The organism is Mordavella massiliensis (genome assembly GCF_016901695.1).
Classification (GTDB): Bacteria; Bacillota; Clostridia; order Lachnospirales; family Lachnospiraceae; genus Claveliimonas; species Claveliimonas massiliensis_A.
This window is the reverse complement of the sequence record NZ_JACJKS010000027.1, coordinates 1-18,746: the sequence shown is the minus strand read 5'-3', so window position 1 is coordinate 18,746 and position 18,746 is coordinate 1. Positions and strand designations below refer to the sequence as shown.

General features: G+C 43.9%; 19 protein-coding genes. 2 read left to right on the top strand and 17 right to left on the bottom strand.

From position 1 onward, the window contains the following. Nucleotides 1-232: hypothetical protein (locus H6A20_RS12385; protein WP_204907422.1), on the top strand; the 232-nt coding region annotated here is incomplete at its 5' end. Nucleotides 233-274: 42 nt separating this feature from the next. On the opposite strand, the gene H6A20_RS12380 is transcribed toward H6A20_RS12385, so the two are convergent. The 14 genes from H6A20_RS12380 to H6A20_RS12315 all read right to left on the bottom strand — a co-directional run bounded on the left by H6A20_RS12380 (nt 275) and on the right by H6A20_RS12315 (nt 16,460). After that, nucleotides 275-1,897: a phosphotransferase gene (locus tag H6A20_RS12380; protein WP_204907421.1), complete on the bottom strand. Its 1,623-nt coding sequence runs from the start codon at nt 1,895-1,897 to the stop codon at nt 275-277. A 228-nt stretch (nt 1,898-2,125) separates the two neighbouring features. Next, nucleotides 2,126-2,638: a hypothetical protein gene (locus tag H6A20_RS12375; protein ID WP_204907420.1), complete on the bottom strand. Its 513-nt coding sequence runs from the start codon at nt 2,636-2,638 to the stop codon at nt 2,126-2,128. After that, nucleotides 2,613-2,972, bottom strand: a complete 360-nt coding sequence (locus H6A20_RS12370; protein ID WP_420846601.1) for a hypothetical protein — start codon at nt 2,970-2,972, stop codon at nt 2,613-2,615. Before H6A20_RS12370 ends, H6A20_RS12375 begins: the two co-directional genes overlap by 26 nt. Nucleotides 2,973-3,072: 100 nt before the next feature. Beyond that, entirely contained in the window at nt 3,073-3,645 is a 573-nt protein-coding gene (locus H6A20_RS12365) for a GNAT family N-acetyltransferase (protein WP_338106711.1), read from the bottom strand. A 415-nt stretch (nt 3,646-4,060) separates the two neighbouring features. Next, nucleotides 4,061-4,573, bottom strand: coding sequence for a hypothetical protein (locus H6A20_RS12360; protein WP_204907419.1), 513 nt, complete (start codon nt 4,571-4,573; stop codon nt 4,061-4,063). A 64-nt stretch (nt 4,574-4,637) separates the two neighbouring features. Then, nucleotides 4,638-4,949, bottom strand: coding sequence for a helix-turn-helix domain-containing protein (locus H6A20_RS12355; RefSeq protein ID WP_204907418.1), 312 nt, complete (start codon nt 4,947-4,949; stop codon nt 4,638-4,640). A 501-nt stretch (nt 4,950-5,450) separates the two neighbouring features. Next, on the bottom strand, nt 5,451-7,454 hold the full coding sequence (locus H6A20_RS12350; protein WP_204907417.1) for an AAA family ATPase: 2,004 nt from the start codon (nt 7,452-7,454) through the stop codon (nt 5,451-5,453). 89 nt (nt 7,455-7,543) lie between these two features. Next, nucleotides 7,544-10,846 carry a DEAD/DEAH box helicase family protein gene (locus H6A20_RS12345; RefSeq protein WP_204907416.1) on the bottom strand — a complete coding sequence of 1,101 codons (3,303 nt, stop codon included), beginning with the start codon at nt 10,844-10,846 and terminating at the stop codon, nt 7,544-7,546. Between the two features lie 105 nt (nt 10,847-10,951). Beyond that, entirely contained in the window at nt 10,952-11,593 is a 642-nt protein-coding gene (locus H6A20_RS12340) for a hypothetical protein (protein ID WP_204907415.1), read from the bottom strand. A gap of 11 nt (nt 11,594-11,604) precedes the next feature. After that, a complete protein-coding gene (locus H6A20_RS12335; protein ID WP_204907414.1) occupies nt 11,605-12,762 on the bottom strand; it encodes a restriction endonuclease subunit S in 1,158 nt (385 codons plus the stop codon). A 23-nt stretch (nt 12,763-12,785) separates the two neighbouring features. Next, nucleotides 12,786-14,300 carry a class I SAM-dependent DNA methyltransferase gene (locus H6A20_RS12330; RefSeq protein WP_204907413.1) on the bottom strand — a complete coding sequence of 505 codons (1,515 nt, stop codon included), beginning with the start codon at nt 14,298-14,300 and terminating at the stop codon, nt 12,786-12,788. Next, complete coding sequence (locus H6A20_RS12325) at nt 14,287-15,357, bottom strand: Fic family protein (protein WP_204907412.1); 1,071 nt, start codon at nt 15,355-15,357, stop codon at nt 14,287-14,289. The genes H6A20_RS12330 and H6A20_RS12325 overlap by 14 nt, the downstream gene beginning before the upstream one ends. A 152-nt stretch (nt 15,358-15,509) precedes the next feature. Next, nucleotides 15,510-15,746, bottom strand: a complete 237-nt coding sequence (locus H6A20_RS12320; RefSeq protein ID WP_338106710.1) for a hypothetical protein — start codon at nt 15,744-15,746, stop codon at nt 15,510-15,512. Between the two features lie 348 nt (nt 15,747-16,094). Continuing rightward, complete coding sequence (locus H6A20_RS12315) at nt 16,095-16,460, bottom strand: type II toxin-antitoxin system PemK/MazF family toxin (protein WP_076779338.1); 366 nt, start codon at nt 16,458-16,460, stop codon at nt 16,095-16,097. A 38-nt stretch (nt 16,461-16,498) separates the two neighbouring features. Here H6A20_RS12315 and H6A20_RS12310 point away from each other — a divergent pair, with 38 nt between their 5' ends. After that, entirely contained in the window at nt 16,499-16,909 is a 411-nt protein-coding gene (locus H6A20_RS12310) for a hypothetical protein (RefSeq protein WP_076779340.1), read from the top strand. A gap of 20 nt (nt 16,910-16,929) precedes the next feature. Here H6A20_RS12310 and H6A20_RS14020 read toward each other — a convergent pair whose 3' ends face one another. The 3 genes from H6A20_RS14020 to H6A20_RS12295 form a co-directional block, all read right to left on the bottom strand. Further along, nucleotides 16,930-17,058 carry an HTH domain-containing protein gene (locus H6A20_RS14020; RefSeq protein ID WP_083582714.1) on the bottom strand — a complete coding sequence of 43 codons (129 nt, stop codon included), beginning with the start codon at nt 17,056-17,058 and terminating at the stop codon, nt 16,930-16,932. A 12-nt stretch (nt 17,059-17,070) separates the two neighbouring features. Continuing rightward, nucleotides 17,071-17,439 (bottom strand): hypothetical protein, encoded by a 369-nt coding sequence (locus tag H6A20_RS12300; RefSeq protein ID WP_083582569.1) that lies wholly within the window; start codon nt 17,437-17,439, stop codon nt 17,071-17,073. 792 nt (nt 17,440-18,231) lie between these two features. Beyond that, nucleotides 18,232-18,746 (bottom strand): LPXTG cell wall anchor domain-containing protein (locus H6A20_RS12295; protein WP_204907411.1); only part of this gene is annotated, 515 nt, incomplete at its 5' end.

Sequence of the window (18,746 nt, the reverse complement as noted above, 5' to 3'; positions counted from 1 at the left end):
GGGCTGCTTTTTGTGGGGTATCTTTTTTCCTTGCCATAAAATAAACCTCCAAACTGGTAAGTCTATCTTACATCAGTTTGAAGGTTTACACAAACTTTGGGATACTTCCTTCCCCCACGATTTCGGCGAGATCCTGATCTACCGGGTCCCCCTTTACGTCAGCGAGACGGTAAATCTGGGGCTGTCCCGGTTCTTCAGGCGGATCACCGTGGAGGGCATCCACTCCACGTAAAAGAGGAGTTCCAGTCCGGAACTCCCCTTTTTTTATTCTATTCTATTTCGCATATGCCTGCACGATCTCTTCCATGCGGTCAAACTGCTGCTCCATCTCATCCACGAGCCGGAACTGGGTCCTGGCGCGGACCAGGTTGTGCTCCGGATACTCCGTCTTAAAGTAGGTGTCTCCCTGCAGGTAATCTGTCAGGAAGCGGATGCCACACTCCAGCGTCATCAGGCGGGCTCCCCACGGAAGGCTCCGGATCTCCGCCGGCGTCAGGACATCCTTCGTCTCCTCCAGATAGCCCTTCACATACAGTTCATAGAGGCTGATGTCAAAATGCATCTTGTCCAGATCCTGCTCATCCTCCTCCGCTGTGGCCGCGCCGAAGCGGATGGAATCGCCGAAGTCGTTGGCCGCAAGGCCCGGCATGATCGTATCCAGATCGATGATGCACAGCCCTCTCCCTGTCAGCTCGTCAAACAGGATGTTGTTCAGCTTTGTGTCGTTGTGGGTCACGCGCAGGGGGAGCGCTCCCTCCTCCTGCTGGCGCACGAGCACGCCGCAGTCCTTCTGCCTTGCCAGCACAAAGCCGATCTCCGGCTGGCAGGACGCGGCCCGGTTTTTCAGATCCCGCTTCAGCGCCACCTGGAACGCGTCAAACCGCTTGACTGTATTGTGGAAATCCGGGATCGTCTCGTGAAGCCTGGATGCCGGATAGTCTGAGAGCTGCTTCAGGAAATGGCCGAAGCTGCTGCCGGACTGGTAGAACTGCTCCGGATCCTCCACAAGCTGGTAGCACACGGAATCCGGGATAAAATTATAGCATCTCCAGGGCTCTCCCTCGCTGTCCTCAAAGTAGTTGCTCCCGCTCTTTGTCTTGATGTAGGAGAGGGTCTCCCGGTCCGGATCGCCGCCCTCCCGCCGGATCACATTTCTCAGATACTCGGTCACGCCGAAGATATTGTCCATGACTCCCGCCGGATCCCTGAACACATTGCTGTTTACCCGCTGCAGCACGTAGGACAGTTCGTCCTCTTCCCCGCCCGGCGTGTACACTGCGTACGTTGCGTTGATGTGTCCGGCGCCGAATGGCTTCACATAGCTGCACCGGTTGCCCAGGCCGAAAGCGTAGATTGCATCTTCCAGATTCCGGTCGTCCACGCCGTCTATCTTCCGCCTCGTGGAAAAGATGACCTCCCCCGCCTCGACTTTTGTGCGGGGCGCGATCTGGCAGTTCGCCTTCACCACGCTTCCCAGGCCGATGTGGGCGCCGCAGCCGATACGGGAGTCATGGTCGATGACTGCGCCGCTGTTGACGAGAACGCCGTGCTCCACCACCGTGCGGGTGTTGACTACCGCCCGCTGCATGACAAAGCTGCCGGCCCCGATCTGTGCGCTTGGGCTGACTACCGCCGACGGATGGACGATGGCCGGCACCTTGTACCCTGCCTCCATCAGCTTCTCCGTCCAGAGCAGGCGCATGTTGTTGTCGCCGAGGGCCGCCACCGCCGTGTCGTACTTTCCGAGAAAGCTCTCGTAATCGCAGCATTTTCCCACGACGTCTTTCCCCTTCGCCGCATCGTCCAGGAACACCGCCTCTTCATAGCCGATCAGCAGCGCCGTCTCCTGGATCATATGGCCGAACCCGCCGGCCCCAAGTATCAGTAAAGTCTTCATCGTTTTTCATCCGGGAGGGCAAAAAGCCCTCCCGGCCCCTTTCTCTTCATGTCATATAGTGGTTATTATACCACGTGCGCAGGGAAGGAAGCGCTGCCGCAGGCAGCATTTACTTCCCAAGCCGTGGATTGCCGGTATAATCCCTGCGCAGCAGGGCAGCCCGGCAACCGGGCTGGATTGCACTCAGGTGCAATCATTATACCATATTCACTGCAAAAGGCAAAACATTTATCTGTCTGCGTACTTTCTTCTAAGCTCCTGATATCCTTCCTGCTCTCTGATAAACGCGTATTCCTCATCCCTCTCAAGCGCGGTGAGCAGCGTCTCCTTTATCTGCCGCCCCATAGCCGGATCCGGTTCTTTTGCCGGCTGGTGCGCGAACAGAACCGACTTCTCCAGCCGGAATGGTACAGACAGGGCCTGCAGCATCTGCTCCAGAAGCTCCAGGCATCGATCTGCCTCACGCGCTTCGGCTGCCACCGTAAATTCCACAACAAACGTGCTGTAGTCCCACGGATAGATCTCCATCACCTGCCGGCTGTACCGGGCCAGTTCCCGGGCTCTTTCTGTGTTCCCTTCCCGCACAGTCACCGTGGCAAGCTGATCCAGCATCAGAAAGATTTCCTGGATCGAACTGTTCAGTTTTCTCTCCAGCAGCACAGCCGCGTCCTCGTTTTTCTTCTGCTGTATATACATCTGGATCTGAAGACTCTTCTTATCCAGCGGCTGGTATTCCGGCATCTGCCCGGGCTTCTGACACGGGGAACAGGATGGCCATACCGCGAAGCAAAGTCGCCGCCTGATACAGCAGCGTCCCGCAGGATGGATATTCCCGTACCCGCTTCCGGATCAGGGACAGGGTTTCCTCCATTCCTTTGTCTTTGGCTGTCTGCGCGATCTCATTGATATAGAGCATAGCCTCTTCCTTCGTCAGATCCCCGTGAAATCCAAGAAGCGTGTTTGGATCTGTCTCCAGCAGCCGGGACAGCGGAAGAAGCAGCGCAAGATCCGGCAGGGAGGCGCCGCTCTCCCACTTATTGACTGCCGGGGCCGTCACTCCAAGGCACGCGGCCACCTGCTCCTGTGTCAGACCTTTCTCCCTTCGTTTTTATTGAGCCGTCATTAAGCTGCGGGAATATTTTTTAACCTGCAGTTATATCTCCTGCAGCCTGCAGTTATACCCCATGCAGCCTGCAGCTCATCTCATGCCACTGTTCGCCGCCCCAACTGGACTGCGAAATGCCAAGATCCCGGTATCCCATCTTCTCGTACATCCCGACCTTTCCTTCCAGACAGGTCAGCACCACCAGCTTCCGTCCCCGCTTCCACTCCCGCTCCAGATAGCGGAGCATGATTTCCGTGGCCAGTCCCTGCCGCCGGTATGCAGGCAGAACATCCAGCCCCAGGAGCATGACGTTCTCCCCTTCCGGATCGTGAAGGCCGGCATCCCGGAAGAAGTCATCCCGCAGCGTCCTCTCGTTCGTGGCAAGCCCGTTGAGGAAGCCGGCGATCTTCCCCGTCTCCCGGTCCACCGCCACAAGGAAGAACTCCGGGGCAACAGCCGCCCTGCGCCTCATCATCTCCGGCGCGCAGGCCTCGTTGGGCGGGAAGCAGATCTGCTCCACCTCTGCCGCCTGATCCGCCTCCTCCGGCAGGATATCGCGGAATACAAACCGTTCCGACAGGACCGCGCTGTGCTGTCTGCCGGCCAGGCAGGCCGGGCGTGTTTTCATACATGTCTCTCTCATCTTTCATTTCTCCTATCACAAATCACCGGAAGTGCCGAAAGGCACATTCCGGGATTGTAGGCGGTCGCCAAGGTCTCGGGCAAGCCCGGACTTTGGCTCGTCGCCAGTGCAAAAAAACCCGCCGCCGCACAGCGAAGGGCTTCTGTATACAGATATCCTAACAAGCTCAGGGCCGAAAGTCAATCATTGGTAATACAAGATAAGACATGTGAAACCGAACTTCCATGTCTGCTGCCCGAGGGCAAAGTTTTCTGCCGATCTGCTATGCGAAATGCACACATTCCCTCTCCTGCTGACACTGAACATGAACATATGATCAATAACATAATAACTGTAGACAAAAACAGTAAACCCTTTGCGATCACATGAAAATATTTATGTCTGACAAAAATGCCCGGCCGGCACGGAAAATCCCTTACATATCCACGTCAAACATAACAGTCTGGTTATAGCGGTCCAGTTCTATCTGCATTTCCATGATCTCGGAGTCAACCTTCTCATATTCGCTGTTGACCGTCTCCAGATCGTAGTTGATGTACTGGTACTCGGGGGCCGCTTTTCGCACAGACATGTAGTCATTCACCCTGCTCTTTGGCTGGCGGCTTCTCATGATGCCAAGAACCGCTTTTCTGCCGCTTAGCTGCGCCATCCGGACGAGCACCGTATCGATGGTCATCTCCCTGCCCTTCACGGAAATCGTGTGACTGACATTGGCCTGATTGATCGCATGCTTGATCCGCAGGATCTCGTCGTCGATCTCAGCGATTTTCCTGGCAGTCTCCTCATAGTCATACTCGGGAATGACCGGCGCCTCGTCCGCCGCAGCGATGTAGATCTGGCGCTCGTCTTCCTTCCGGGTCCAGAAGTCCCTGTCCTCCCTCAGCTTTCTCAGAAGCTTGTTCGCTCCTGCCGATGTCATTTTTCTCATGGCATTCCACCTCCGCTTTTCTTTCTGCTCTCTGCTAACAGAGTAGCATCTTTCCCCGGAAAAATCATTCAACTGACAGTTTAATGAAAAACAAAACAGCTCCGGGATATACAATCCCGGAGCTGCTGTTTCCAGCCTCCGTATGTTCTTCGACGACAAGAATGTCTTCGATCGATGTATGTAGTATCCTGCTTAGGATCACCATGTTGTCAAGGCTTGGCAGCGAACTGCCGGACAGCCATTTGTAAACTGCCTGCGGATATTCAAAGCCGTATGCCGTCTGGACATCCCTCACTGTGAGCCCTCTCTCCTGCAGCAGGCGCCTGATCCTATTTCCGGTTGCTTCTGTCTGGATTGATAAATACACGGGTTTCATATCGCCAGTACCTCCTGATTCATCTGCTCCATCCCTGAACACAGAAATCATGTTAGCACAGAAGGCCTCCGGTTTCAAGCAGGATCACTCCCACTCGGTTCTTTTCTCCAAAAATTAAACAAATTTGTTTAAGTTTTATGAGCTTTCCGATTTCATTTATCTCTTTTTCATATTGTGCGCTGACTTGCTGATCCTCAGTTGCCGTCGCGTTGCCATGTATGTATTATATCAGAGAAGGGGCAAAAAGCGAAGATTTTATTTGAAATTTATCAAAAAATTCCTATTATCTCATAGCAAAGACTATGCCAATAAATTAAAGGCACGCTCCTTATAGGATTTATTCCTCTTTCAATGGTAATTCTTACAGGTCTAAAACTATATTTGATAGATATATCTATAAATTTTATTTTAATATTTTAACGGTAACCTATTTTAGGTTATAAATAAAATCTACTGCAAAAAGCATCCTCTGTTTTAGATTATTTTAAATAAATTCCGAATTTATCGCATCGGTAAATCAAGAATTTTTTTTATAATACTAAACAATGGCACAAAACTGCTGAAATCAAACTTATCAAACGGCTCAGATTTTTCCAAAATTCTAGTTGCAAACTCCATCTTGGGCAAAGCTAAGTTACCGCTTGCAGAATTAGACAAACGTATAACTTTTTCACCACTACTCCCCTCAATAATATTGATTTTATCCTCTCCACAAACACTTTTTTTCTCACATAAGATATCCTTTTGATAATTTATTCCATTTTTATCAAACTCATTTCCGATAAATAATCTTCTCTCCATTCCGTTAATACTAATCGGAGTCTTTATTTCATCATCTTTGTAATAATGCTCAATACATATTGCAGGAGTAGATTCTCTATGCGGTGGTAGCGGTAATATTAAAGAATAAACATTATTTCCCCAATCTTTAAATTCTTTATTTTCCCCTAACAACTTCCTATTTATAGTTGAATCGTCTCTATCCGCTATAAATATAAGTTTTCTTCTTTGCCTTAATTTTGCATAATTTTCACACATTGCAGCAAGTTGTGAACACCCCATTTCTAATTTTAATGAATTCTCGCCTTTGCTATTTTTAGGTTCATATTCTAAAAATTCAAATTCCATGTTTTCGAATAATTCAGAATTTTCCCCACTTTTTTTCAACGCTTGATATGCTGCGCACATATGTTTCCAATCGGTAGATCCTTCTGTAATAATCAATGCCTTGGCAGTATTATTATCTATAGCGTTTTTGATTTCCTGCTGGTATAATTGTGTTTCTCTAAAATAATCATAGGCTCTTTTAAACTCCGAAAAACATTCAACATTTATTTTTGTTGCTGTTGGCATTTCATATATTTCATAATTTTGTGATCCAAAAGTTTTCTCCATTCCTAATAAGAAAAGCGGTGCATGAGTCGTAATAATAAACTGTACCTTAGGGAAAAGTTTAATCAACTCAGGTAATACTTCTTTTTGTAAATATGTGTGTAAATGCAATTCTATTTCATCAATAACAACTATCCCAGTTATATTTTCCAAACGTATACTTTTATTTACATCATTTAAGTCTGCATATCTAACAATTGTTGAAAACATATTAAAAAGAGCTATTTGTCCTGTAGAAAGTGCATTTAATGTAGGGACGATTATGGAATCATCTGATTTTAATCTAATGTTAAATCTAGAAAATCCTTGATTACGTAGATTAAGGCCAAAATAAACCTCTTTTCCTAAAATTTTACTCATTATTAATTCCAAATTTTTTCTTGCGGTAGTTAAGAGCAATAAATCACCTACTGAAATATGCGCAATTCGTAACATATCTCCATTATTTTCAATATCTGCTCTTGAATCTGCAATTACATCCATTAACCACTGCAAGTTTCTTTCTGTAACATCTTTTATAATAATAGGATTTTGTAGCTGCCTTGCCCATTTTTCATTAATGGACAGATGTTCGCTTTCCAATGATTGGTAATATTTTTCTCCCATCCAATTTGGTTTTTCATACCGATCGGGTCCAAAATAACATATAACATCTTTCCTAAAAATATATTCACTTTTCTCTGAATCAATATTTACATTTTTATAATTATTCTCTTTTCCCCATGACAGAGAGTCTTCTAATACACATCCGCTCTCTTCATCAAATTTCTCCTTAGATAAATGGCCTGCCTTAAAAATATAGTTAATTAATCCTTCATCATCAAACGATATATAGGAATACATATATTCCTTCCCAATAGCTATCTGAGACGAACTGATTGCCTTATAATATTGATGTCCTCCCCCTTTGCTTCCTGCACATGCATTATCAAATGCTTTGTCTGCCATCTCAAAAAACGCATCTACTATATGTGATAGAAAAATGGATTTTCCACTTCCATTTTGACCCACAAGTACCAATGGTTTAGGATTTCCCTCATCACCAAATGCAAAAGAGAGATCTATTTTTTCAATTGGTCCTATATTTTTATCAATGATTCTTCTTATGTACATATTTTAATATTCTCCCATAATTAAAACTAATTAACATTTAAGATAATCCTTCATTTTTCAAATGAACTATCGGATATTTATAATATTTTCTACGCCACCTTCGCATTATCATTTATCGCTTCAATAACCTTTCTTATCCCCATCCATACATTCAAATCAGTAAAGATATCCACAACACTTCCCTGATCTGTGAATGGTGATTCCTGCAGCACAGATAAATCTTTCATCAAACCATTATGTACGATATATTCCACAATCTGATTCACAAAGTAAATCTGTCTGCTATCCAGATTAGCTTCATTCAGGTACTCAGAAAATGCTTCTTTAGCAGCGTTCATATCCAGGCCCACGATTTCACGAACAAATTCTCCAAGAGGCTTGTCCCCATACTCTGCTTCATATTCATCCTTCGTTCCCAGATCACTCCACAGAATTTTTTCCAATGTTTTGATATCATCCTGAGTCATCGGCTTGTTCTTTTTCAGTTTCGCAATAACAAGGTCATCCTGGTGCTGACGGACATAATATTCTGCCTTTGCCTTATAGTTCTTCAAATCATCGTTCTCCAGTTCTGACTCTTTCCATTCAATGGACAGAATATCATCCTCAAAATTCGTGTCATAACGCACTTTCTTTTTAGGAAGATACTTCATCAGATCACGAAGACTTTCCCGAATATGTTCAAATTCATTGATTCCGGCACGTTCCAGATAATCCGTATGGAGAATCTGATTAATCAGCTCTGCCTGTACCATAATTTCCGGTATATTGGCCACCGTAGAAATCGCACTGACTTTTTTCAACAGATCACTCCGAGCTTTTCCATATTTTTTTCCTATTAAATATGCCAGCTCTATGCCGTACATCAGTGCATCAAACCGAACTGCACTTGCCTCATCTCCATCCGGCAGAATCAGAGGAGCCAGTTCTTCCCTTACAAGCAGCGTATCCTCATAACTCAGAGTCTGATAGTTGGACTGATCGGAATACAGATCCACATATTTTAAATGCTGACGAACAGCAAAGTTATCTCTAATCCGATTCAATTCCTGTACTTTTTCACTCATATGCTGTATCAATGCATTCCGGTAAGCAATCAATCGTTCTGTCTGATATTCCATATCCTGCAATTTGTAAGTGATCTGAAATTCCAGATTAAAAATCGCTCCCTGCAGCGCCATCATGTTAGCGGTTGCCTTTCCTTTGTTCATGCGGAAAAACTCAAAATTGCCACAAAAATCAAAAATATAAAATTTCTGCTTGTCCTCTCCATCCAGCAACCCGGGACACAGACGAGTTCCGCGTCCTATCATCTGCCAGAATTTTGCTTTACTCATAACTTTCTTAAAAAAGACAAGATTCAATACTTCCGGCACATCGATTCCTGTGTCCAGCATATCTACGGAAATAGCAATCTGAGGAAGTTTATTTGGCTCTGAAAATTCATCAATAGCACTCTGCGCATAAGTCATATAATTATCAATGACTTTCGCATATCCCGGAAGATTCGGATATTCTTTTCCGAAAATCTCCAGAATCTTTTCCGCATGGTCGTGATTCTTAGCAAAGATAATCGTCTTTCCTAAAGTTTCTCCATAATTGATACGAATCCCTTTGGTCATAAGAATATGCAGGACCTTCTTTATGGTATCCTCATTAAACAGCCAGGAATTCAATGCAGAAGAACTGATTTTTTCAGGAAGTTCTCCGTTCTCGTCTTCAAATGTAGCTTCATAAGCTTCCTTGTCTTCTTCTGATAATTCATCATACACAATTCCCTTTTCAATAAATTTCAAAGAAGATTCTACGGAAAGAAAATCTACCAGATATCCGTCTTTGACGGCCTGTGCCAGTTCATACCCATATGTGGGCACACCATTTTCCAGTTCAAAAATATTGTAGGTATTCTTATCAATTTCGTCCTTTGGCGTAGCTGTCAAGCCTACCAGTGGCGCATCAAAATAGGTAAAAATATCTTTGTATTTATTATAAATAGACCGATGGGCTTCATCACAGATTACCAGATCAAAATGTCCGCAGGTGAATAGTTTTCCATCCTCATCCTTTACAGAATCAATACAATTCATCATGGTCTGATAAGTAGAGAAAACACAATGAGCCTGATAGTTATCCTTTTCCTCGCATAGATTAGTCACAGATAAATCCGGAAGAAGATTCACAAAACTTCGTTTTGCCTGTGTGACCAGAGAATTTCGATCTGCCAGGAACAGGATATTCTTTACCCAGCCATGCTGCAGCAGCACATCGCACAAGGAAATAACCGTTCTTGTTTTCCCGGAACCCGTCGCCATGACAAGCAATGCTTTTCTACGATTCTTATTTCCAAAGCTGTCACAGACTGCCTTCACCGCACCTTCTTGGTAATACCGTCCCGCAATATTCTTATCTACAGTAATTTTCTTGAGACTTGTCTTCATAGACTGCAGATTGAACCACTTTTCCAGATCTCGTTTGGAATAGATCATAGATACTTTTCGTTCCGGATACTGCCCGTCATCAATCCTCGTATCAAATCCATTGGTCAGGAAAATAACCGGTCTTCTGCCGTACTGTTTTTCCAGAATATCTGCATACAGTTTTGCCTGCTGGCGTCCTTTTGCCACATCCACACAGGTACGTTTTGCCTCAATTACCGCAAGCGGTCTATGAGCATCGTCATAGAGTACATAGTCTGCATAACCCACCTCCGATTTATTTGGCATTCCCGGAAGCTCCACTTCATTGATCCAGTTTTTCCCTTCTGTCCATCCGGCATCTATCAGCATGGTATCGATGTAAATCTTTCTTGTCTTATATTCGGACAAATCAAGAGGTTTGGGTACATAGGTCTGTTGCTGCTCTTCACGTCTTGCAGTCAGTTGCTCTTTCAATGACTGATTTTCTGCGATGAGAGCTTTCAGATCAATTTCCGAAATTGGAGGTACTTCTTCTAAAACAGACTGTTTCTGTTCTTCAAGCAGTTCTGCATGAAACTCTCCTTCCGTATAATCTTTGGCATAACAATACGCCACAAAATCCAGAAAAATATACAGATTTTCCAGACATAATTTTGCTTGATCCAGGGTAATCTTCTTGCCATTATGAGCCGCATTGTTTCCCACTCTACGGATAAAATCCAGTCTTCTCCAAAGATCCGGATCTACAATATCCCGGAACTCTTCTGTGCTCATCAAACTGACCAACGTATCCTGATACGGCATGACAAGCGAACCATCCACGGAATACATCCATTTGATGGCGAACTCCATAGCCCGGCGGCAATTGATCACACTGGCCTCCCTATCAATATGTAATATTTTCTCAGCCGAAATGGCCACATCTGCGAAAGAATCAAATTGTGGTTCTTTCTTAAGGAAATCAAAGTTGGTCATGAAAATCACCCCATTCTTATTATTCTTCTAACTCACTTCCAATAGAACTCCTCTGCCATTACTTAGCATCAACTTCCAAATATATGTTTAAAATATTTCTATTTCTTATTCCTGATCTTCAGCTTGTTCAACCATCCTTCTAGCTCTTATATTCCGTTCCGATTGCTCCGTCATATCGATTACCACTCTTTGATAATTATTTTCTTCAAATATATGCAAATTAGACCCCTGTTCAAATACATATACCCGATTAAAATATTTAAACACATTACTGTCTGCCAAAAAACTTTCCATCTCTTTTAATATATTTTCGTACATCCAAGTATCTGTGAATATAAAAAGCTCATAGCTTGGAAACTCTTCATAATTTCTGGATTTCAACTTTCCTATCTTTGTGTTTACGCTTTCCTTAACATGCTTAAGCGATGGCACATGTCCAGGCCAAAACTGAATCCCCCCTGTATATTCAACCCCTAATTGTTTCATACGTTTAATGTAACATTTCCGCTTTTTTTCATCATCACAGTGGTAAGCTTTCAGCCAATTATTTAATGCTTCTTGATGGTTCCTGTCATCTGCAATTGTTACTTCCACTCCAACATTTACTCCCTGCAAATCTGGTTTATCAGATATTTTTAATGTGCTATATCTATCCGGAAATCTCTCTTTCAAAACAAGTAATGCACAACATTCATCATAATCAAGTTTAGTATGGTCTGGTAATGGTTTATTTTTATCTATCTTCATAGAAATTCACCTTATCCAAAATATTTCTGCATTAAACTATCAAATAATAGCTGTGTCTCGTCTATTGCTTTTTGCACAGCAACTTTTGATTTATCGACTTGCTCGACAAAGGCGGCGAATTGTTCTTGCAGTGCCTTATTCGGAACCATAACTTGCAGTTTTTTCAGCATTGCAATAGAAAGATATGCAACTGTCGAGCCAGCTTGCGCATTGTCAATTTGTTTCCTGAATCCACTCATAGTAAATAAGTATTGCAAATATAGAGGCGTAATTTCTTCGGAATAATTGGTCAACCAGCTTATCATTCCATCTTGAAAGTAAAAACAGTCTTCATCATGGACTATATAGCATCTTCCAAGCGTTCCGCGAGAAGTTACCAGTATATCGCCGGTTACAGGAACAAGCCCGGCTCGTTTCAATTCTGTATATTTTATCTCCGAAATAAACAATTCGCTATCTACGGTTCCTGTATCTATTTTGCTCACTAGATCAGATATTCTCCAAAATGGCACACCCTCAGAGCTCTGCTCACTTTGATATACTCGCTTGCTCGAGCCTACAGTACAAAGCTTGTCTAAAGACTTGACTGGCCATGCCTTATTATTGTTTTCCGGCTCTCCAAACATCTCGATAAATCGGGCTTTAATGAAGTCATCTAATTTCTCCAATTCCTGCCTGCGTACTTCAATTACAAATTCTACTCGTTCTAAAATCCTTACTATTTCCAACTGTTTTCTTTTTGAAATATTTGGAATCAATAAATCTTGTAAATCATTTTTATTAAATCCTGCCTGCGCCGCACGACTTCCTACATTCAAAAGAAATCCTTGAAAAACCGGGGACTTTAAATAGTAGTATAAGTATCTTTTTTCCAATACATTCTCATTAGGTATTGCTCGCATAATAGCAACATTATAAGCTCCAGCAAGACCTGTGAGTATTTTCCCCAACGAAGCACCATAACGTGCAATAAGAATATCATCTGCTTCACAAATCTTTGTTGTTTTTGTTACTTTAATATATTCTGGAGTAACTTTTTCACTTTGCGTAAAATCTCTAATTTGAAGCATTCGTATATATCCAGCTTTCAAATCAAACGACCACTCATTCTTTGGTGGCTGGGATCCCCCCTGAAAGTCACATATATCACATAATTTTATATACTCCATAAATCGCCCTCACCAATCCGTATCTATTCTTCATCATCCATTTCCAGCATCTCATCCAACTCTGCCAGATTCTTTGTAATCTCCATTTCCAGTTCATGTAGATTCGCCATAATCTCCTGTGTGGATGGATATTCTACCGGTACATATTCCACTTCTTTATACTTGTTAATGGAAAGGTCATACTCATTGTCAACAATATCCTGCTTCTCTACAAAGAAAGACTGTTCCGTCCGTTTTCTCTGTGTCTCCTGCTCTCGATTTCGGAATCTTTGAATAATATCTGGTATATCATTTTCATTGATTGGATTCCGTTTATCATCCAGGCTGAATCCATCTGCTTTCATGTCATAGAACCATACTTTATCCGTGCCGCCATGTCCTGTTTTCGTAAAGATCAGGATAGCAGTGGAGACTCCTGCATAAGGTTTAAACACTCCGGAAGGCATGGAGATTACTGCCTCAAGACAATTTTCTTCCACCAGTTCTTTGCGAATCGCCTTATGAGCTTTGGAAGATCCAAACAGAACTCCATCCGGAACGATGCAGGCACATCTTCCACCTGTTTTCAGCATTTTCAAAAACAGTACTAAAAACAGAAGTTCCGTTTTCTTCGTCTTCGCAACTTTCAGCAAATCCTGGGATACGATATCGTAATCAAGACTTCCCTTAAACGGCGGATTTGCCAAAATCAGACTATACATATCCCTATCTGTATTCTGATCAGAAAGACTGTCTCTATATTCGATATAAGGATTGTCCACTCCATGGGTCATCATATTCATAGCTCCGATACGCAGCATGGTCCGGTCCATATCAAATCCGTGGAACATATGATTCATATAATGCTCTTTATTTTTTCGATCAAAAAATACTTCTTCTTTTTTATTTTCTTTCAGGTATTCACTGGCAGCCACCAGAAAACCAGATGTTCCGCAAGCAGGATCACAGATGATCTCATTCGATTTCGGATCCATCAGTTCCACCATCATTTTAATGATATGTCTTGGAGTGCGGAACTGCCCGTTTACTCCTGCTGTCGCTAATTTTGACAAAAGGTACTCATAGACGTCTCCCCTTGTATCTGCGTTTTTCAGCTGTGCCATCTGATCGTATATTTCATCCATGGCAGTCACAATTTTATCCAGCATCAGTGGTGTCGGTATTTTAAAGATTGCGTCACCCATATATTTGGCATACGCACTTTCTTTATTTCCATGAAGATTTTTAATAAATGGGAACACCCATTCCTGCATGGTACTGTACATTTTCTGAGCCGGGAAATCATGGAATACGCTCCATTTCAACTGATTGCCGGCAATCCGGCGATCCCCGATCAGGACTTCTTCTGCAAAAATGCTCTCATATGGAAGACCAAGCATTGCGCTTTCTTTGATATGAAGATTATCTGCATCGTCCAGATCACGGATAAACATCAGATATGTCATCTGTTCAATCACATCTAGCGGGTTGGTAAGTCCTCCGGTCCAGAATATTTCCCATAAGCCATCAATTTTATTTTTTAATTCACCTGTTATCATACGATTCATTCTCCCTGTTCCATATATAGGCAGTATAACGACCGCCTCCGATTTTTAATATTTCACCTTTTTTCACCATGTCTGTCAAAGCACGTTCTACCGTTACACGGCTGATATCCGGGCATTTCTCCATAATCTGCGCTCTTGTCATCTTTCCTATAGACCCACGCACAATCTCACGAATACGCTCAGGTTTCGACATCCCGCTGGTAGCTAGCAGCTGTACTCTGGATGAAAAATCACGGTAAGCTGCAACAATGACTCCCAGCATATACCGGACAAATGGTGCATCATTATTTTCCTCTTCATGCCAGTTATAAGAACTCTCCTGCAGAGTTTCATAATAAGTTTCTTTTGTCTGTTCAATCAGCTTTTCAATACTGATATACATTCCTACAATATATCCTGCCCGGTATAACAAAAGCAGCGTCAGCAAACGACTCATACGTCCATTTCCATCATTAAACGGATGAATACACAAGAAATCCAATATAAACATAGGGATCAGAATCAATGGATCACACTGGGAATCCTTGCAGGCATCCTGAAAGGCATCACAGATTGCGTCGATATATGCCGGCGTTTCCCATGCCGGAACCGGCTGAAATCGTATCGATTTATTTCCCTGTTCATCCTCCTGTGCAATCACATTATCGGATGACTTAAAACTGCCGCCCGCATTTCCTGCGAATTTATACAAATCCCGATGCAGTTGAAGGAAGATGGATGATTTTACGGGTATATAATCATAATTTTGATGTATCGTATTTAACACATCTCGATAACCCGCAATTTCTTTCTCACTTCTTGTTTTCGGCATCGTCTTATCACGAACGATTTTTTTCAAACGATCATCCGAAGTATAGATTCCTTCGATTTTATTGGATGCCTCCGTACTCTGAATTTTTGCAACTTCCAGCAGCTGGGTAAGCGTATCTGCTTTTGCCTCCACAAACAGCGTCTGCTCCCCTTTATACTCATGAATCTGCGCCACTAAAGCAACGATGTCCGGTTGTAATAAACGTTCATATCTTTTCTTATAATCAAAAGTTCTCATGAAATCTCCTTACAAAATCTCAAACTTAACTTAGTTTCATCTTATCATATAACATCGTCATAATCAATTTTAATCTCGTCATTTTCAATATTTTGACGAGATTAATTGGGAAATGAAGAGTTTAAAACCTAGTATATAAATTGTTTCTCAAATCAATCTTCAAATATATCTATATGAACTTCACTTCCATTGATCAGGTAATCTCGATGAATAAGGGCATTGACAATACTTTCAAAAACACTTCTCTCACAATAGTCCGGCAATTCAATCCTTGAGTTAGCTGTCTTTTTCCACGCTGTTTTCATATTCCTTTTTACGAAGCTAAATCCTTCATTCGTGACTTCTACAAATTGACCACGAATCCATATTTTCTTGTTATCAGCTTTCAAGCTGTCTGCCTCCATTCTTCTGAACTTTTAAGAAAATTCAGAAGAATGGAGGGCTTCTGCAGGAAGGCTCAATCAAACTGGTGTATATTACAACACGACATTTTCCGACAAATAAAAAAAAGCACCTGCATGAAAGCAGATGCACACGCATGACAAAAATCGTCATACGAAATAAAGTAATGATGAAAAGTGGTAAAAAATGTCGAACAAAAAAATACCGCAATCCCATGGAGGACTGCGGTATGTATAGACTGTCTTTTTGTTCCTGCTCCTGGCGGGTAGCCGCTGATTCTTATTCGTAAAAGGCTCACGCTGTAAGCGAATGATGCAGTGTTGATGTCGGTTCTTTTATCCATTGAGCAGCCCCTCCAAATATTTAATACCGAGGCTCACTACAATGGCACGGTCAACGGTGGCGAGGGTCTTGCTGTCGAGCCTGCCGATATACTCGCCGAGCCTCGCTTTGTCTATCGTTCGGATCTGTTCGAGCAGGACGGTGGATTCGGTCTTGAGACCGCTTGTTATTATCGCTACATGGGTGGGCAGAGCCGCTTTTGTCTTTCTGCCTGTGATCGCCGCCACGATGGTGGTGGGGCTGTGCTTGTTGCCAGTATTATTCTGCAAAATCAAAACCGGACGAACGCCGCCTTGCTCACTGCCGAAGCCTACGCCGAAGTCGGCGGAATAGATTTCGCCTCGTTTAATCTCTTTCATAGTTAGCCTCCGTTTAAGTAAAAGGCGGCCGAGTGCTTTTGGGCAAACGACCGCCTTGTGTTTTGTATCAATCGTTCTTGGTTCTGTCCGTATTTGTCCACGACGCCCCGAACAAGGGAACACATCCTCCGGTCATGCATTTGACCTCATTGGAATCCCACCACTCCCAGGATCTCTGCGAGGCGCCCTCATTGGCTGCGACGGCTCACGGCATTTTGTTCATACCGCTTCAACGCTCGGCCTGTGACTGGACGCAAGTATCATTATTGCTTCTGCTTTTCATGGCCTTCGGTGCGGATGCGCCGCACCGTCCGACTCAAAAGGTCGTGTGGCTTATCGGCTTCGCCGACGGCAGAAGGAAGGTAAAGGATGCGCTGTACTATTCGGTTTTCAAAGAACGGGCGGAGGCTATAGAGAAAGCCCCCTCACTTTCCATGCCGAAAAGTTGAGGGGGCTACAACCAAGTTTTTTAATTTTCTAAAAGATTTTTGAGCTTTGCTCTGATTTTTGCGATCCGCTTGCTGATTGCCTGTTGTGATACGCCGTAAATTTCGGCAAGGTCGGTGCCTGAAATATCGGCGTAATAATGGCGGTAGATGAGGAGCTGTTCCTAATCGGTCAGCTTGAGGATGGCTTTCCTGAGCTTGTCCGTCATAATGCTTTCCACTACGGCGTCGCATACATCCGGCTGCTCGGCGATGAGGATGTCCTCGCCGCTGAATTCATCGGTGGTCAGCATATCGTAAGAGAAGTCGCCGTTGTCCGCAGAGCGTTCGTCCAGATATTTCTGTCGACGCTTTGCTCGGTAGAATTCTGCGTAATCCTCTTTGGATACCTCCATAAGCCTGCCGTAGAGAGGCAGGAACAGCTTGTCCGCATATAACGGGCAGATTTGCTCACGGCGACAGAATTCCTCATAGGTCAATTCCGTGTACCCGCCGTTTTCTATGATATAAACCGCTTTGGGTTGTTTTTTCAAGGTTATGTGCCTCCGTTCAATCGTTTTTGGTTGGTTTCAAAAACGATTGATACGGAGGGCTGCGGCAGCCGACAGAGCTGCCGGATTGCCGCTGTTTTAAGGCGTAAAGGCCGCAAAAAGTCAAGCCAAGTAAAATTCCCGTTTTTTCGGTGCTTTTATTGGCGCTTCTCGGATATTGTTTTGAATTCTGTCGACCGGGAAGGTCAAAAAAATATAGGTGTCTGTGTGTCTGCGCAAAGACAGTCTTTGCTATTTCAACACCTGTATCTTTCCTGTGTTATTTCTCATTTCCTACCTTGTCACCGAAGGACGGCGGAAACGCCGTTTCTTACGGCAAAATCCCATATTTTATGTTTTCAAGCAACGACGCAAGGTACATCGGGTTCACCTCCTGTTCAAGATGGTTTTCTATAAAATAAGAACGACGGCATTTTCGGATTTCTAATGCCTTTAAGTAAATTTTTTGGCGAACTGCCTGTTTTCGCGCTGAAAGGAACGGCATTTTGTCGAGAGAGTAAAGAAAAACGCTCAGCAAGTAATTTCTTGCTGAGCGTCTTAAAATCATGCTGGAGAGTGACTCCGGTTGTCTATTCTTTTTTCAGGAGACATATTTACCGTCACCGACCTTTATCTTTAACCTTTCAATTTTCAATCAGTTTGCGTGACTGCTTTTTGCGAAAGCGAGAAATGTTCACTTCCAGCATATATTCACATCGAGTTTTTTGAAAACGGGCAGTGACAGTCTTTCGGTCACTGCCCGCTTATCATAATGCTATTTCGGGTTTGTCAATGTTATTTAGCGATCCCTTTCTTTTTTCTCTTGTCTGTAACACCCAACACGGTCAGAACACCACCGCTGGCAAACAGCAGAGCGACCCACAGGAACATATTGCTGTTATCGCCGGTCTGGGGGCTTTCTGTTTTCTCAGAAGGCTTGCCAGGCTGTTCGGGCTTGGCTGGGTCAGTCGGGTCTGTAGGGTCTGTAGGAGTAGTGGGGTCGGTGGGCTTTTCGCTGGTTTCAAACGGTGTGTTGGAACCAAGGATAGCATACTGGCTCAGATGGGTAGTCTCAAATACCAGGAAGTCTCCTTCCACCACTGCATCAAAGCGTTCCAGCGGGTCACCCAGATATACCGCCTGATAGTATTTGTAGCCCTTCAGGTGGTCGTTCATCGGGATTTTGACCGTCATGGGGTTGTCCTTGATTTCCAGAGCTTTACCGTCTTTTCTAACGCTGATGTCGTAAATGGACAGCAGGCCCGGCAGTTCTTCTTTCAGTTCCGGACGGCTTCCCAGCACGCTTTCCT

What these genes read in the sequence shown, in the direction of transcription:
- H6A20_RS12380 (WP_204907421.1), bottom strand. Translation starts at nt 1,897, where the DNA reads ATGAAGACTTTACTGATACTTGGGGCCGGCGGGTTCGGCCATATGATC.
- H6A20_RS12375 (WP_204907420.1), bottom strand. Translation starts at nt 2,638, where the DNA reads ATGCCGGAATACCAGCCGCTGGATAAGAAGAGTCTTCAGATCCAGATG.
- H6A20_RS12365 (WP_338106711.1), bottom strand. Translation starts at nt 3,645, where the DNA reads ATGAGAGAGACATGTATGAAAACACGCCCGGCCTGCCTGGCCGGCAGA.
- H6A20_RS12360 (WP_204907419.1), bottom strand. Translation starts at nt 4,573, where the DNA reads ATGAGAAAAATGACATCGGCAGGAGCGAACAAGCTTCTGAGAAAGCTG.
- H6A20_RS12355 (WP_204907418.1), bottom strand. Translation starts at nt 4,949, where the DNA reads ATGAAACCCGTGTATTTATCAATCCAGACAGAAGCAACCGGAAATAGG.
- H6A20_RS12350 (WP_204907417.1), bottom strand. Translation starts at nt 7,454, where the DNA reads ATGTACATAAGAAGAATCATTGATAAAAATATAGGACCAATTGAAAAA.
- H6A20_RS12345 (WP_204907416.1), bottom strand. Translation starts at nt 10,846, where the DNA reads ATGACCAACTTTGATTTCCTTAAGAAAGAACCACAATTTGATTCTTTC.
- H6A20_RS12340 (WP_204907415.1), bottom strand. Translation starts at nt 11,593, where the DNA reads ATGAAGATAGATAAAAATAAACCATTACCAGACCATACTAAACTTGAT.
- H6A20_RS12335 (WP_204907414.1), bottom strand. Translation starts at nt 12,762, where the DNA reads ATGGAGTATATAAAATTATGTGATATATGTGACTTTCAGGGGGGATCC.
- H6A20_RS12330 (WP_204907413.1), bottom strand. Translation starts at nt 14,300, where the DNA reads ATGATAACAGGTGAATTAAAAAATAAAATTGATGGCTTATGGGAAATA.
- H6A20_RS12325 (WP_204907412.1), bottom strand. Translation starts at nt 15,357, where the DNA reads ATGAGAACTTTTGATTATAAGAAAAGATATGAACGTTTATTACAACCG.
- H6A20_RS12315 (WP_076779338.1), bottom strand. Translation starts at nt 16,460, where the DNA reads ATGAAAGAGATTAAACGAGGCGAAATCTATTCCGCCGACTTCGGCGTA.